Source organism: Micromonospora sp. DT228 (genome assembly GCF_049841595.1).
Lineage (GTDB): Bacteria > Actinomycetota > Actinomycetes > Mycobacteriales > Micromonosporaceae > Micromonospora.
Window position 1 is genome coordinate 459,992 of record NZ_JBNCKO010000003.1, and the last position, 14,739, is coordinate 474,730.

The 14,739-nt window shown below is 71.1% G+C and carries 15 protein-coding genes; 6 read left to right on the plus strand and 9 right to left on the minus strand.

Going from position 1 to position 14,739, the window contains the following annotated elements:
• Positions 1 to 53: 53 nt before the first annotated feature.
• The gene (locus ACLQ29_RS08900) at positions 54 to 1,163 is read left to right on the plus strand and encodes an NAD(P)/FAD-dependent oxidoreductase (RefSeq protein ID WP_425771132.1); all 1,110 of its coding nucleotides are present in this window, start codon (positions 54 to 56) and stop codon (positions 1,161 to 1,163) included.
• A gap of 119 nt (positions 1,164 to 1,282) precedes the next feature.
• On the opposite strand, the gene ACLQ29_RS08905 is transcribed toward ACLQ29_RS08900, so the two are convergent.
• Positions 1,283 to 1,915 carry a TetR/AcrR family transcriptional regulator gene (locus ACLQ29_RS08905; RefSeq protein WP_425771133.1) on the minus strand — a complete coding sequence of 211 codons (633 nt, stop codon included), beginning with the start codon at positions 1,913 to 1,915 and terminating at the stop codon, positions 1,283 to 1,285.
• A gap of 164 nt (positions 1,916 to 2,079) precedes the next feature.
• Here ACLQ29_RS08905 and ACLQ29_RS08910 point away from each other — a divergent pair, with 164 nt between their 5' ends.
• Entirely contained in the window at positions 2,080 to 3,114 is a 1,035-nt protein-coding gene (locus ACLQ29_RS08910) for an aldo/keto reductase (protein ID WP_425771134.1), read from the plus strand.
• 21 nt (positions 3,115 to 3,135) lie between these two features.
• On the opposite strand, the gene ACLQ29_RS08915 is transcribed toward ACLQ29_RS08910, so the two are convergent.
• Positions 3,136 to 3,627 carry an NUDIX domain-containing protein gene (locus ACLQ29_RS08915; protein WP_357368119.1) on the minus strand — a complete coding sequence of 164 codons (492 nt, stop codon included), beginning with the start codon at positions 3,625 to 3,627 and terminating at the stop codon, positions 3,136 to 3,138.
• Between the two features lie 56 nt (positions 3,628 to 3,683).
• Here ACLQ29_RS08915 and ACLQ29_RS08920 point away from each other — a divergent pair, with 56 nt between their 5' ends.
• Positions 3,684 to 5,333: a fatty acid--CoA ligase gene (locus ACLQ29_RS08920; RefSeq protein WP_425771135.1), complete on the plus strand. Its 1,650-nt coding sequence runs from the start codon at positions 3,684 to 3,686 to the stop codon at positions 5,331 to 5,333.
• 185 nt (positions 5,334 to 5,518) lie between these two features.
• Here ACLQ29_RS08920 and ACLQ29_RS08925 read toward each other — a convergent pair whose 3' ends face one another.
• The 6 genes from ACLQ29_RS08925 to ACLQ29_RS08950 all read right to left on the minus strand — a co-directional run bounded on the left by ACLQ29_RS08925 (position 5,519) and on the right by ACLQ29_RS08950 (position 10,787).
• A complete protein-coding gene (locus ACLQ29_RS08925) occupies positions 5,519 to 6,529 on the minus strand; it encodes an NADPH:quinone reductase (RefSeq protein WP_425771136.1) in 1,011 nt (336 codons plus the stop codon).
• 28 nt (positions 6,530 to 6,557) lie between these two features.
• Entirely contained in the window at positions 6,558 to 7,211 is a 654-nt protein-coding gene (locus ACLQ29_RS08930) for an HAD family hydrolase (protein WP_425771137.1), read from the minus strand.
• Between the two features lie 32 nt (positions 7,212 to 7,243).
• Entirely contained in the window at positions 7,244 to 8,110 is an 867-nt protein-coding gene (locus ACLQ29_RS08935) for an SCO6745 family protein (RefSeq protein WP_425771138.1), read from the minus strand.
• Positions 8,111 to 8,260: 150 nt separating this feature from the next.
• On the minus strand, positions 8,261 to 8,956 hold the full coding sequence (locus ACLQ29_RS08940) for an FKBP-type peptidyl-prolyl cis-trans isomerase (protein WP_425771139.1): 696 nt from the start codon (positions 8,954 to 8,956) through the stop codon (positions 8,261 to 8,263).
• Between the two features lie 146 nt (positions 8,957 to 9,102).
• Positions 9,103 to 9,741 (minus strand): DUF4241 domain-containing protein, encoded by a 639-nt coding sequence (locus tag ACLQ29_RS08945; protein ID WP_425771140.1) that lies wholly within the window; start codon positions 9,739 to 9,741, stop codon positions 9,103 to 9,105.
• Between the two features lie 74 nt (positions 9,742 to 9,815).
• A complete protein-coding gene (locus tag ACLQ29_RS08950) occupies positions 9,816 to 10,787 on the minus strand; it encodes a Ku protein (protein WP_425771141.1) in 972 nt (323 codons plus the stop codon).
• A gap of 85 nt (positions 10,788 to 10,872) precedes the next feature.
• Here ACLQ29_RS08950 and ligD (ACLQ29_RS08955) point away from each other — a divergent pair, with 85 nt between their 5' ends.
• The 3 genes from ligD (ACLQ29_RS08955) to ACLQ29_RS08965 all read left to right on the plus strand — a co-directional run bounded on the left by ligD (ACLQ29_RS08955) (position 10,873) and on the right by ACLQ29_RS08965 (position 13,879).
• Entirely contained in the window at positions 10,873 to 11,814 is a 942-nt protein-coding gene (gene ligD, locus ACLQ29_RS08955; protein WP_425771142.1) for a non-homologous end-joining DNA ligase, read from the plus strand.
• On the plus strand, positions 11,804 to 12,715 hold the full coding sequence (gene ligD, locus ACLQ29_RS08960; RefSeq protein ID WP_425771143.1) for a non-homologous end-joining DNA ligase: 912 nt from the start codon (positions 11,804 to 11,806) through the stop codon (positions 12,713 to 12,715). Before ligD (ACLQ29_RS08955) ends, ligD (ACLQ29_RS08960) begins: the two co-directional genes overlap by 11 nt.
• Before the next feature lie 117 nt (positions 12,716 to 12,832).
• Positions 12,833 to 13,879, plus strand: a complete 1,047-nt coding sequence (locus tag ACLQ29_RS08965; RefSeq protein ID WP_425771144.1) for a hypothetical protein — start codon at positions 12,833 to 12,835, stop codon at positions 13,877 to 13,879.
• A gap of 79 nt (positions 13,880 to 13,958) precedes the next feature.
• Here the strand turns inward: ACLQ29_RS08965 and ACLQ29_RS08970 are convergent, their stop codons facing one another.
• Positions 13,959 to 14,606 (minus strand): TMEM175 family protein, encoded by a 648-nt coding sequence (locus tag ACLQ29_RS08970; RefSeq protein ID WP_425771145.1) that lies wholly within the window; start codon positions 14,604 to 14,606, stop codon positions 13,959 to 13,961.
• Positions 14,607 to 14,739: the final 133 nt, after the last annotated feature.

Below are 14,739 nucleotides of genomic sequence, written 5' to 3' on the forward strand. Positions count from 1 at the left end.
GGGAGGCGCTCGACAGCTGTCGAGCGGAAGTTCCTGTCGGTTGGAGTTGAGTCATGAGTCGTACGGTTGCGGTCGTCGGCGGCGGTTACGGGGGTACGGCGGTCGCCAAGGCGCTGGAGTCGGTGGCCGACGTCGTCCTCATCGATCCTCGGGACGCGTTCGTCAACGTCGCCGGGGCGCTGCGGGCGCTGGTCCGGCCCGAGTGGGCAGGCAATATCTTCTTTCCCTTCGACACCGTGCTCACGCGGGGCACGGTGATCCGGGACCGAGCGGTCTCGGTGGATTCCGGTGGTGTCACGCTGGCCTCGGGTCAGCGGGTAGCGGCGGATTATCTGGTGCTGGCCACCGGTTCCAGTTACGCCTACCCGGCCAGGCTCAACGCCGACTCCATCGACGCGGCGCTCGACGACCTGCATCAGACCAACAAGGAGTTGGCCTGCGCCGAACGGGTCCTGATCCTCGGCGCCGGGCCGGTCGGACTGGAACTGGCCGGTGAGATCAAGGAGGTCTGGCCGGACAAGCACGTCACCCTCGTCGATCCGGCCGAGCAGCTGCTGCCCGGCTTCGAGCCTGAACTGCGCGAAGACCTGCACCGGCAGCTCGACGAGCTGGGCATCCAGGTGCGGCTGGGCACCAGCCTGGCCGCACCGTTGACGACCGAGGCCAGTCGGGCCGCGACCGTCACGGCCACCACCACCGACGGCGACGAGATCACCGCCGACATCTGGTTCCGTGCCTTTGGTCTGCGGACCAACAGTGACTATCTCGGCGACGGCCGACTGACGACGCTCACCCCGCAGGGGCAGGTGGCCGTCACGGAGACCCTCAATGTGCGTGGGCCCGACGACGTCCTCGAACACGTCTACGCGATCGGCGACCTCACCGATGTCGCAGAGGACAAGATGGCCGCGTACGCGTTGCAGCACGCCGAGGTCGTGGCGCGGAACATCACCGCGCAGCTCAGTGGCGGGCAGCCGATGGCCACCTACCAACCGATGTCCCATCCCATGATCCTGATCCCGCTCGGGTCGCGACACGGTGTCGGCCAGATGCCCACGCCCGACGGCCCGGCCGTCGTCCCCGCCGCGACGGTCGCCGAGTACAAGGGCGTAGACCTGTTCACCGGGCGCTTCACCGAACAGTTCGGCCCCACCGCGGCCTGACGGCATCGGCTGGTAGGAATGATCGACTCGGGGTCGGTGAAGTCGGGGTGTCCGCGCGCCGGGATGCCCCGACTTCCGTGACTCGGAGGGGATCAGGTCGATCCGGAGGGGCGAGAGGGTCAGGCGGGGCGGCGGTAGACGCCGTACCACCAGGTCGCGGCCAACTCCCGGGCGGCCGCCGCGTCGGTCTGGGCGTCGGTCGAGGTCGTGCTGACATGGTCGGCCAGGAAGCGGTCGCCGCCGACCACGATCAGCCGGCTGGCCGTCGTCACGTCCAGGTCGGCGGGGGTACGCCCGGCCTGCTGCTCGATCCGGAGCACGTCGACGGTGCGGGTGACGAACTGCTCCAACCCCGCCGCCCAGTACTCCCGGACCACCTCGTCGTACGCGGCGACCTCACTGATCGCCGCCAACACCGGGGCGTATTTCCGGTATATCCGGATCACGTCGGCGAAGATCTCGGTCAGCAGCGCGAGCGGATCTCCTGGTCCGCTGGGGTCCCACTCGCCGGTGCGACCGAAGGAACTCTCCCGCATGGTGCCGGCGAGGCGCATGAGCAACTCGCTCTTGTCCCGGAAGTGGGTGTAGAAGGTCGACCGCGCCACCCCGGCCTCGGCGGCGATCCGCTGGACGCCGAGGTCGGTGAAGCGAGCCCCCTGCTGGAGCAGCCGCTCGGTGGCCGCCAGCACCCGCGCCTCGACGGCGGCTCGTCCGTCGGGGTTGCTCGGGCGGCGGCGGGTGATCGAGGGCATAGCCGGAATCCTAAGGCCTGTTTCATGACCGCCCTCATGAACCAGACCTTGGGTGGCCGGGGGCGGAGCGGCGACGTACGCTCGTTGCCGGACACACTGTCCGACACTATGACCAGGGAGTGTCCGTCCTCGGCCTCCGAACCCCTCACCACGAGGAGCGACACGTGAAGTACCGACTGCTGGGCACCACCGGGGTGTACGTCTCGGAGATCTCGCTCGGCGCGATGACCTTCGGCGGCAGTGGGCACCCGCTCTGGGGCACCCTCGGTGGGCTGGCGCTGCCCGACGTGCAGCGGTTGGTGGACACCGCGCTGGACGCCGGGGTCAACTTCGTCGACACCGCCGACGGCTACAGCGACGGCGAGAGCGAGGAACTGCTCGGCAAGGCGCTCGGCAAGCGGCGTCGGGACGTGGTGCTGGCCACCAAGGTGCACTCGCGTACCGGCCCCGGCCCGAACGACGTCGGCACCTCCCGGCTGCACATCATGCAGAACCTGGAGGACAGCCTGCGCCGCCTCGGCACCGATCACATCGACCTGTACCAGATCCACAACTTCGACCAGGTCACGCCGATGGAGGAGATGCTGCGGGCGCTCGACGACGCGGTCCGGCAGGGCAAGGTCCGCTACATCGGCGCCGCCAACTTCGCCGCCTGGCAACTGTCCAAGGCGCTTGGCATCTCCGCCCGCGAGAAGCTGGCCGGCTTCGTCTCGGTGCAGGAGTACTACTCGCTGCTGGGTCGCGACGTCGAGCGCGACGTGGTGCCGATGGCGCTCGACGCGGGCATCGGGCTGACCGTGTGGAGCCCGCTCGCCGGTGGTTTCCTCTCCGGCAAGGTCAGCCGGGACGGCGCCGTCGCCGACAGTGGCGCCCGCAGCGCCCAGCCCGGCTACGCCAGCTTCACACCGTTCGATCCCGACCTCGCCTTCGGCGTGGTCGACGTGCTCAAGGGCGTCGCCGCGCGGCACGAGGTCAGCCCGGCCCGGGTGGCGGTCGCCTGGCTGCTGTCCCGGCCGGCCGTGACAAGCGTGATCGTGGGGGCCCGCAAGCACGAGCAGTTGGTGGACAACATCGCCGCCTCGGATCTCACGCTCACCGAGCAGGACCTCGCCGAACTGGACGAGGTCACAAAGCTTCCGGTCGCGTACCCGAACTGGATCCAGGAGGGTTTCTTCGCCGGACTCCGCCACCCGCAGTGAGGCAGGGGCCCCGGGGCCGGCCTACTTGAGGATGAGCCGGTTTGTCTGCTCGAAGACGTCCAGGTCGGCAAGGGTCTCGGTGACCGAGGTGGAGAGCGGGGCGGGGAGCCGGTCGCGGGGGAAGAAGCCGGCGTCGGTGGTCTCGTCGGTGACCCGGGCGAGCTGCCCGTCCCACTCCTCCACCCGGAACGCCGTTGTGAAGACCTGGTACGTGTGCCCGTACATGTTCGTGCTCGTGCGGTCCGGGCCGGTGTAGAGGGCGAACGCGCAGACCCGCAGCGCCCGCAACCCGGTCTCCTCGCGGACCTCGCGGACCGCGCAGTCGGCGATCGACTCGCCCAACTCCATCGCCCCGGCCGGCATGGCCCACTGGCCGTTGTCCGAGCGTTGGATCAGCAGGATGCGTCCGGCGTTGTCGCTGACCACGGCGCGGGCGCCGACGAACATCAGCGTCCGATCCCCGGCGAGCGCGCGCAACTGCCCCACGTACGAGTCGGCCCAGGAAATGCTCACCTGCGACAACTTACGGGGGTTCCCAACGTGTGACCGCCGACACTAGCTTGTTACCCATGCGTAGCACGATGATGGACGCCCCTCTGCAGGTCTCCCGGATCCTCGATCACGGCGCAGGAGTGCACGGCTCTGCCGAGGTGGTCACCTGGACGGGCGCCGAGCCCCGCCGGATGACGTACGCCGAGGTGGGCCGCGCCGCCGCCCGGCTGGCGCACGCGCTGCGCGACGAGTGCGGGGTGACCGGTGACGAGCGGGTCGCCACCTTCATGTGGAACAACAACGAGCACCTGGTCGCCTACTTCGCGGTGCCGAGCATGGGCGCGGTGCTGCACACCCTCAACATCCGGCTCTTTCCCGACCAGGTCACCTACATCGCCAACCACGCGCAGGACCGGGTGGTGCTCGTCGACAGCACGCTCATCCCGCTGCTGGCCCGGGTGATCGGTGAGCTGACCACGGTGCGGCACGTGGTGGTGGTCGGCGGCGGTGACCCGGCGCCGCTGGTGGCGGCGGCCGGCGACCGGATCACCGTGCACCACTGGGACGCGCTGCTCGCCGACCGGCCCGAGGTGTACGACTGGCCCGAGGTGGACGAGCGTGACGCCGCGGCGCTCTGCTACACCTCCGGCACCACCGGCAACCCGAAGGGCGTGGCCTACTCGCACCGGTCGATCTACCTGCACTCGTTGCAGGTCTGCATGCCGGAGGGCTTCGGTCTCGCGCCGACCGACCGGGAGCTGGCCATCGTGCCGATGTTCCACGCCATGTCGTGGGGTCTGCCGTACGCGGCCTTCCTCTCCGGCGCGTCGCTGATCATGCCGGACCGGTTTCTCCAGGCCGCGCCGATCGCCGAGATGGTCGCCGCCGAGCGGCCCACCCTGGCCGGCGCGGTCCCGACCATCTGGACGGATCTGCTGGCCTACCTGGACACCCACGACGTGGACACGTCCTCGCTCACCGAGGTGATCGTCGGCGGTTCGGCCTGCCCGCCGGCACTGATGCACGCGTTCGACGAGCGGCACGGGATCGACGTCATCCACGCCTGGGGGATGACCGAGATGTCGCCGCTGGGGTCGGTCTCGCGTCCGCCCGCCGGCGCGACAGGTGAGCAGGCGTGGCGATACCGCTACACGCAGGGGCGGGTGCCGGCGGGTGTGCGGGCGCGGATCGTCGGCCCGTCGGGTGAGCCGTTGCCTGACGACGGCAAGTCCGTGGGCGAGCTGGAGGTCCGTGGGCCGTGGGTGACCGCCCGGTACGTCGGTGAGGACGCCCCGGACGAGGAGAAGTTCCGCGACGGCTGGTTGCGTACCGGCGACGTGGGCACCCTCTCGCCGGACGGCTTCATCACGCTCACCGACCGCGCCAAGGACGTGATCAAGTCCGGTGGTGAATGGATTTCCTCGGTCGAGCTGGAGAACGCGCTGATGGGCCACCCGGCGGTGTTGGAGGCGTGCGTGGTGGGTGTGCCGGACGAGCGGTGGGACGAACGACCGTTGGCCACCGTGGTGGTCCGGGAGGGCGCCTCGGTCACCGCCGAGGAGCTGCGGGACTTCCTGGCCGGCTCGGTGGCGCGCTGGCAGTTGCCGGAGCGCTGGGCGTTCATCGACTCGGTGCCGAAGACGAGCGTGGGCAAGTTTGACAAGAAGGTCGTCCGTTCGCGGTACGCCGAGGGCGAGCTGACTGTCCGGGAGCTGACAGCGCCGTAACGTTTCCCCCGGCACTGTCGCCGGGCGGGTGGAGTGCCACTCGACATTCCTCCGCAGGGGGCGGCCCCGGCGTTCGCACCGCGCCGGGGCCGCCCGTTCCACGCGGGGCGACCCGCATAGTCATTGTTGCGAAACTTGTTCGCCTCTGTCCTGATGACGGGGAAATCAGGTGGTCGGCGACCCGATCAGGCGTCACTTGTCGTGATGAGCACCTTGCCCACCGTCGAGTCCTCCACCGCCTGGTGCGCCGCGGCCGTCTCGGCCAGCGAAAAGCGGTGCAGCGGCAGACCGGCGTCGGCGCCGACCCGGAGACCGCCCTGGCTGGCCGCCGCCGCCACGTCCTTGACGCCCAGCGCCTTGGCCGCCTTCGGCTCGGTGTAGACAAGCACGAACTGCCAGCGCGCGTTCGGCGCCATCATCGCCCGGATCGGGATGGCCACCTCGTCGCCGCCGTCGTCGGCGTACATGCAGACCGCGCCGCCGTGCCGCAGCACCTGCGCGTCGATCGCGGCGTTGCGGGCCGGGGAGACCTCCACGATCGTGTGCACCCCGTCGGGAGCGATCTTGTGGACCTCCTCGACCACGTCCTGCTCCCGGTAGTTGATGACGAACGACGCGCCGGCCGCCGCCGCGAGCTGTGCCTTCTCGGCGCTGCTCACCGTGGCGACCACAGTGGCGTCGGCCCAGCGGGCGAGCTGGATCGCGGCGTTGCCGACCGCGCCCGCCCCGCCCTGCACCAGCACCGTGTGGTCGGCCAGCGCACCGGCGCGCAGCGTGTCCGGCATGAACTCGCCGGCGGTCAGGCAGCGGTGCGCGGTGAGGAACGGAATGCCCAGGGCGGCCCCCAGCTCGAACGGGGCGTCGCCGAGGCGCACCGCCTGCCGGACCGGCACCAGCGTGTATTCCGCTGCCGTGCCCCACGGCCGCTGCCAGGCGGCCTCCCAGATCCAGACGCGCTCACCGATCAGGTCAGGGTCGACCCCCTCGCCGACCGCCTCCACCACTCCCGCGCCGTCCTGCCCGGGAATCTGCCAGCCCTTGGGCGCGAAGGAACGCCGTGACTTCCAGTCGGTCGGGTTGACCCCCGACACCGCCATCCGGACCAGGACCTCGCCAGCCCCCGGCTCGGGCACCGGCCGATCGACCAGCTCCAGCACCGAAGGGTCGCCGGTCCGCTCGTACACGATCGCTTTCATCTGTGGTCTCTACCCCTCTCGGTTGGCGTCAACCCAGGCTCTCCACCAGCTCCGGGGTCAGCTCCCCGATCGCACCGAGCGACACCACGGCGAGCCGGGCGGCGTCCGGGTCGAGCGGGTACGAACCGTGTGGCACGGCCACCACCCGCATCCCCGCCGCGGCGGCCGACCGCACCCCGTTCGACGAGTCCTCCACCGCCACACAGCGGGTCGGGTCGACGCCGAGGCGCTCGGCGACGCGCAGGTAGACGTCCGGTGCCGGCTTGCCCCGCTCGGTCTGCTCGGTGGAGAGGGTCGCGCCGAACGCGTCGGTCAGCCCGGTGGCGGCCAGCGCAGCCTCGATCAGCCGGGTCGGCGACGAACTGGCCAGCCCCAGCGGCCACCGTGCGGCCAGCCGGCGGACGACCTCATCGGCGCCGGCGATGAGCGGTACGTGGTCCCGGTAGCGTCGGGTCATCTCCTCGACCACCTCGACGGCGACCTGCTCGGCGGTGCGGCCGACACCCAGCTCGCCGCTGAGATAGTGGGCCCACTCGCCGGTGCTCATCCCCATCAGCCGCCGTTGCGTGTCCGGTTGCCACGTCCCGCCGTGCGTCGCCACGTACGCCCGGCGGACCTCCTCCCACACCGGCTCGGAATCCACGATCACGCCGTCCAGGTCGAAGACCACCGCATCTGCCACGGGCCCATCCTGCCCGATCGGCGGGTGCCCGGTCAGCCGGGCAGCGCGGGCAGGACGAGCGGACTGCCCTCGGAGAGCAGGGTGTGGCCGGACCGGGCGATCGGCTCCAACAGCTCCCGGAGCCGGTCCGTGTCCTGGTCGCCGAGCGCCTGCCACGGGTGCGCGGCGGCCCGGTCGGTGGCGTCCTCGATGGCCTGGAACTCGGCCCGGGACTGCTCGGTGGTCGTGCCGTCCCCGGTCAGCCAGCCCCGCCGCGTCAGCCGCTCGCGGGCGGCGTGCCACTGCTCCTCGGACCAGCCCCGGCCCAGCAGGTACTGCGGCGGCGAACCGTCCCGCGCGACCCGCCAGGTCAGCGTCTCCATCGGGTCCAGCCCGGCGGCCACAAGCGCCGCCACGTGCCCGTCGCCCCGGTGCTCGCGCAGCGTCGTGGCGGCCTGCCAGAGCCGCGCCAGCGGGTACTCCCCGACCGGCAGCGCCGCGTTTGCCGCGCCGAGCACCCGGCCGGCGGTCTGCGCCGCCGCGGCGGCCCGCTCCAGCAGGTCGGCGGCCTCCGCCAGGTGCGACTCCGGCAGCTCGTAGGTCAGCTCGGCGAGCGCCTGCACGGCACCTGTCAGGCGGGCGCGCAGCGCCTCCGACGGGGTGGCCAGCCGCCACACCGCTGGCAGCGCGCGGGCCACCATCGGCGGCGCGAAGGTGAAGAAGGTGGCGATCACCGGGGCCGCCTCGGTGGCACCCAGCGGCGCGGCCCTGCCGGCGAAGTAACCGCGCCAGTAACCGCGCAACCCGACCGCCTCGTACGCGGCGCGGGCCCGGGGGTGCAGGTAGGTGACCGCGTGCACCGGCTCGAAGTAGGCCCACATCGACCGGGCGGTCCGCCCGGGCTCATCCAGCGCCGTCATCTGCACCTCCGCGTCGGAGTCCCGGATCTCACCCCGGACGGCGAACCGCCCGGGGTGACGCCGAACCTACTGCCGCTGGGTGACGGGCCGGAAGCCCCATGTGAACAACGCCATCGCACCCCGGCGGCAACCGGGACGATCAGGACGGGGTCACTGGGCGGCGAGCACGTCCACCACGAAGCGCAGCGGGCCCTCCGGCGCACCCTTGGACGCGGCGTCCTTGCCGAACGCCAGGTCCGTGGGGATGTCGAGCTGCACCCGGCTGCCCACGGTCACGCCGACCAGGCCCTGGTCCCAGCCGGGGATGACCTGGCCGACGCCGATCGGGAAGCTGGCCGGCTGTCCGCCCTTCCAGGACGAGTCGAACTCCTTGCCGTCCTTGTAGAACACCCCCACGTAGTTGGTGGTGATGTTCTGGCCCTTCTTCACGGCCGGGCCGGTCCCCTTGATCAGCGGGGTGATCGCGAGCTTCGTGAGCTCGCCCGTGCCCGGCTTCACCGTCGGCTTGGTCTTCAGCGCCGGATCGGCGTCCGCGGGCAGCTGTGGGGCGGGCGGCGCGGCGGCGTCAGGGGCGTCGGGGGCGTCGGGGGCCGGGACGGTCGCGGACGGGGTCGCGTCGGCCTGGTTCTTGGGCTTGTCGTCGCCCCCGCCGCCGATCGTCACGAAGACGGCGATCAACCCTCCGGCAACGACGACGGCGGCGAGGCCGCTGATCACCGCGTTGCGCTTACGCTTCCGGTCGGCGGCCTTCTTCGCCGCCAACTGGGCGGCCAGCCGGCGCCCCGACTTGGTCGCCGGGCTCTGATCCTGGTCCGCCGGCCGGTCCTGCTGCGTCCGCTCGCTCACGTCGTCGACTCCCTGCTGCGAAGTGTGGCCGGCACCCGGTGCCGGGGGGAAAGCCGACGCACACGGTACCCGCACCACGGCCCACCGTGCCCGCCGCGGACGCCTCGGATCGCCCAGTGCGGCAGTTCCGGGACCTTCCCGGGCGGTTATCCCGGGACGACCATGAAGTCGGTCACGAACGAGGTGACCCGGCCGTCGGCGGTACGCCCGATCCAGGTGCCGTAGCAGCCGTCGCCCCAACCGGTGGCCACGGTGACGACGTTCGCGCCGCTGGCCTCGTCCAGAACGGCGGTGATCAGCCCGCGCACCGGCGACATGGGTAGCTCTTCGGGGATGAAGACCTCCTCGACCCGCTCCTCGTCCCAGCCCTCCAGGGCGGCGAGCGCGGTCGGGTCGGCGAGGGTGCCGGCGCCGGCGTCCACCCCGTACCCGAAGTAGTCGTCCGCGCCGAGCGTGGCGACGTCCTGGTCGCCCGCGACGGCCGGTTCCCACCTGACGGTGGGCTCGGCGGAGACGACCAGCTCCAGCGCGGCCACCCGCCGGTCCACCTCGGCGTCCTCCCGGAGCACCACGGCCACCCAGGCGCGGGCGGGATAACGCCCCGGGGCCACGGTGACCGTGAACGGCTCGGCCTCCGGGCACACCAGCGGGTCACACCCCACCACCTGGCCGGTGGGAAGCACGACGTCGTCCACCGGGTGGACCTCGATCAGGTACGCGCCGTGCTGGTCGGTGAAGCGGGCGCCGGGCGTCAACAACCGGTCCAGGTCAGGGGTGTACGGCATGGGGGCTCCTCCGGTGGCCAGCGGCCGGCGGAGCGTACCCGGCCCGCCGGACATCGCCGTCGCTGCCGTGCCGGTCAGGCGCTCTTGCGGGGTGCGGTCTTGCGGGCGGCCGTCTTCTTCGCCGGCTCCGCCTTCTTCTCGGCCGTCTTCTTGGCCGCGGTCTTCTTCGCGGGGGCCTTGGCGGCCTTCTTCTCCGCCGCCTTCTGCGCCGACCGGGCCGACGAGATGGGTGTCGGCTCACCGCCACCGCCACCGGCGGGTTGCTCGCCGCGGGCCGCCTTGGCCCGTTCCACCGACGCCTTCAACGCGGCCATCAGGTCCACCGCCGCGGCCGGGGCCTCCTCGGCCTCCTCCGGCTGGACGACCTCTCGACCCTCCACCTTGGCGTCGATGACCTCCTGCAACGCGGCCCGGTAGTCGTCGGTGAAGACGTCCGGCTCGAACTCGCCGGTCATCGAGTCGATCAGGGAACTGGCCATCGCCAGCTCCGGCGGGCGCACCTTGAGGTCCTCGTCGAGGAAACCGAAATCCGGGGTACGGATCTCGTCCGGCCAGAGCATGGTGTTGAGCAGCAGCACCCCCTCGCGGACCCGCAGGGTGGCGAGCTGCTCCCGCTGGCGCAGCGCCACCTTGACGATGGCCACCCGCTCCGAGTCGATGAGCGCGTCGCGCAGCAGCACGTACGGCTTGGTGGCCGTGCCCTCCGGCTCGAGGAAGTACGCCTTGTTGTAGAGGATCGGGTCGACCTGCTCGGCCGGCACGAACTCCAACACGTCGATCGCGCGGGAGCTGGTCAACGGCAGGTCGGCGAAGTCCTCGTCGGTGAGGATCACCATCTCGCCGCCGCCGATGTCGTAGCCCTTGGCGATGTCGTCGTAGGTGACCTCCTCGCCGCAGACCGAGCAGGTGCGCTTGTAGCGGATCCGACCACCGTCCTCGCGGTGCACCTGGTGGAACCGGATGTCCTTCTCCTCGGTCGCGGAGTAGAGCTTCACCCCGATCGAGACGAGCCCGAACGACACGGCTCCCTTCCAGATGGCACGCATCCTGCGCTCCCTTCCCCGGTATCGACCATGCTCGCATCCGAAAGAACATGACGCGAGGTGTTCGGCCTGCTACTACAGTCGGGTCGTGCCCGGCGCGCCGCTCAAGCCGATGCTCGCGATGACCGGGCCGCTCCCGGCGGGTGCCGGCTGGGCGTACGAGTTCAAGTGGGACGGGGTCCGCGCGCTCGCCGACATCTCCGGCGGCGACCAGCACCTGTACGCCCGCTCCGGCGTGGAGATCACCGCCGCGTACCCCGAGCTGGCCACCCTGCCCGAGCAGGTCGACGATGCCCTGCTCGACGGCGAGGTGGTGCTGCTCGGCGCGGGCGGACAACCGTCGTTCACCGCGTTGGCCGAGCGGATGCACGTGCGGGACCGCAACAAGGCGGCCCGCCTGGCGGCGGTCATGCCGGTGACGTACATGATCTTCGACCTGCTGCGGCTGAACGGGGACGACCTGACCGGCTGGCCGTACGAGCGCCGCCGGGAGGCACTGGACGCGCTCACCCTCGGCAGCACCCGGTGGGCGGTGCCGCCGGTCTTCGCCGACGGCCCGGCCACCTACGAGGCGGCCGGTGAGCACGGCCTGGAGGGCGTGATGGCCAAGCGGGTCGGTGCCGTCTACCGCCCGGGGGTGCGCTCGCCGGACTGGGTGAAGGTCAAGTTGGAGGTGACCGGCGACTTCGTCATCGGCGGCTGGCGACCGGGCGCGCGTCGGATCGGCGGGCTGCTGGTCGGGGTGCCCGGCCCGGACGGCCGGCTGGTCTACCGGGGGCGGGTGGGCGGTGGGATCGGCGCGGCCATCGAACGGCAGCTCCTCGCCGAGCTGGAGCCGCTGCGCTCCGGCGTGTCACCGTTCGCGCCGGGTGTGCCGCGCGAGGATGCCCGGGGCGCCATCTGGGTAGAACCCCGGGTGGTGGTGGAGGTGAAGTACGGCCAGCGCACCCCGGACGGCCGACTGCGCTTCCCCCGGGTGCTGCGGTTGCGCCCGGACAAGCCGCCGGAGGAGGTCGAGGATGCCGGCTGAGCGGCTACGGGTGGACGTCGAGGGCCGCCCGCTGGAGCTTTCCAACCTGGACAAGGTGCTCTATCCGGCGGCGGGGTTCACCAAGGGTGAGGTGATCGACTACTACACCCGCATCTCGCCGGTGCTGCTGCCGCACCTGCGGGACCGGCCACTGACCCGGATCCGCTTTCCCAACGGGGTCGACGACAAGTCGTTCTTCGAGAAGAACACGCCGGCCGCGACCCCGGACTGGGTACGGGTGGAAAATCTGCCCGCCCCGGGGTCGACGAAGGGCCGGGAGACAATCGACTACGTGGTCGCCGACGACCTGCCCACCCTGGTCTGGCTGGCCAACCTGGCAGCGCTGGAGCTGCACACGCCGCAGTGGAAGGTCGGCGAGCACCCGGACATGATGGTCGTCGACCTGGACCCGGGGCCGCCGGCCGGGCTGGCCGAGTGTTGTCCGGTGGCGGTGCTGATGCGCGACCGGCTCGCCGACGACGGCATCGAGTCGTACCCGAAGACGTCAGGCAAGAAGGGCATGCAGCTCTGCTGCCCGATCGCGGGCACCCAGCCCGCCGACGACGTCTCCGCCTACGCCCGGCGGATCGCCCAGGAGTTGGAGCAGGCGCACCCGAAGCTGATCGTGTCGAAGATGGCGAAGAACCTGCGCCCCGGCAAGGTCTTCATCGACTGGAGTCAGAACAACGCGGCGAAGACCACAGTCGCCCCGTACTCCCTGCGGGCCCAGTCGGTGCCGTCGGTGTCGACGCCGCTGACCTGGGACGAGGTCGAGGCCGGCGCTCGCGGCCGGAAACCGGCCGTCCGCCAGTTCACCGCCGCCGAGGTGCTGACCCGGGTCGAGGAGTACGACGACCTGCTCGCCCCGCTGCTCGACGGCGGCCCGGCACTGCCGGCCTAGTAAGCCGACCGAGGTAGCGCGGACCAAGGCCCCGGAGGCTGGGTTGAACGTGGCCGGAACAGTTGCTCTTGTCCGCTACCGTCCGAGCCGCAACGCCCAACGACACGGGGGGAACCCTTGACCAAGTCCTTCACATCCCGCCGCGTGCTGGCCTGGACCGCGCCCGTGGCGCTGGCGCTGACCGCGCTCGCCCCGGCCCTGCCGGCCCAGGCGGCGACGAAGCCCACGCCCACCGTCACCACCGGTCCGGTCGACAAGGACCTCAACGGTGACGGCGTCGCCGACCTGGTCACTGTCGGCGGCCCAGGCACCCGCCTCGCCTCCGGCGTCTGGTCGGCGCTCGGCCTGAAGTCTCGCAAGACCGGCGTCGGCACCGGCAAGGTGCAGACTCCGGCCATCAACATCGGCTTACTCGGCAATGGTGTCGGAGACGCGTCCGGAGCGGACTTCGACGGCGCCCAGGTCATCACCGGTCGCTTCACCGGCAGCGCACGCCAGGACTTCCTCTATTACTACCCGACCGGCAACTCCGCCGGTGCCGCCATCCTTCTCCGCGGTGCCGGAGACGGCACGATGCCCAGCCCCTACAACAACCAGTTCTCCATCCCGTACGAGTTTCTGGCCGACGCCAACGGCAACAGCCCCCTGCAACTCGCGAACGCGTTCCAGGCTGACGGCGTCGACACCAGCATCCCGGATCTGTTCGGCATCGCCGGCGACGCCACAAACGGCTACCGGCTCGGCTACCACCCCAACTTCCACGCGCCGGGCCTCTACTACGGTGTCACCGACCTGACCAACCCCACGCCGACCGGCGCGGCGGACTGGCAGAACTGGACGATCGCCAGCACCGAGACCGCGTCGGGGGTGGCTCTCTTCCTGCGTAACGCCGGCACCGGGCACCTGTACCTGTGGACCGGGGTCACCATGGTCGACAACGGTGACGGCACCGGCACGTTGACGCACACCCAGTACCGGGTGGCGACGAACTGGAACACCGGCGTCGCGATCAGCACGCTGCAGGCTGCCGACATTAACGCCGACGGCACACCGGACCTGTGGACGGTGCTGCCGAACGGCACCTACCGGGCGTACCTGATCTCCGGGTTGTCCAGCAGTGGCACCGCGACGGTCACCGCCACCCGCGCTCGGCGGCTTGCCTAACGGTCAGGGCTGCCCCACCACCTGGTTCTGCGACGGCAGTAGGCGAACCGAACCAAATTCGCCTACTGCCGTCGCCGGACTAGACCCGCCGCCACCGGTGGTAGCCGCGGACGACGACGAGCACCACGACGGGCAGCAGCCAGGTGTACTGCGCGGCGGTCGTGCTGACGAACGCGATCGGGATCGAGATCGCGAAGGCGAACACAGGTGCCGCGATGGCCCGCGCGGTCCCCGTCACCGTCCCCGGCGGGCTGTCCGGCCGGAGCAGTCCGGCGCGGTGGAGCTGCCAGAGCAGTAGGAGCAGGCTGACGCCGACGGCAACGACCACGGTGGCGTACGCGACGACGCCTACCTGCTCGGCGCCTTCCTCGCGGTGCAGCCGGGTGGCGAGTGGCAGGACGACGATGGTGAACAGGAAGAGCAGGTTCAGCCAGGCGATCCATGGGCCCATCCGGGCCACCCGCTGAAAGAGCCGGTGGTGGACCCACCAGAAGGCGCCGATCACCACGAAGCTGAGCAGGAACGACAGGTATTCCCCGGTGAGCAGCTCGCCGAGCGAACGCCAGCGGGCCGTGTCGTCGTCGCCCTCCGGCAGCGGCAGCTCGATCGCGAGCAACGTCATCGCGATCGCGATCACCGCGTCGGAAAAGAAGACCAGGCGTTCCAGCCCTCGGTCGGTGCCCTCGGTCTCGCTCGGCGGGGCACTGTCGCGGGTCGCTGCCGTCACGGCGCTCAGTGTGCCACCCGGCTCGCCGGCCCGGCGAGGTCCGCGACGGACCGGGGCGGTCACCTCGACGCTCGAACTGTTCGACTGTGGCACCCACGGCAGTTTTGCGTGATGCCCTCTGCGCGACCGAAGA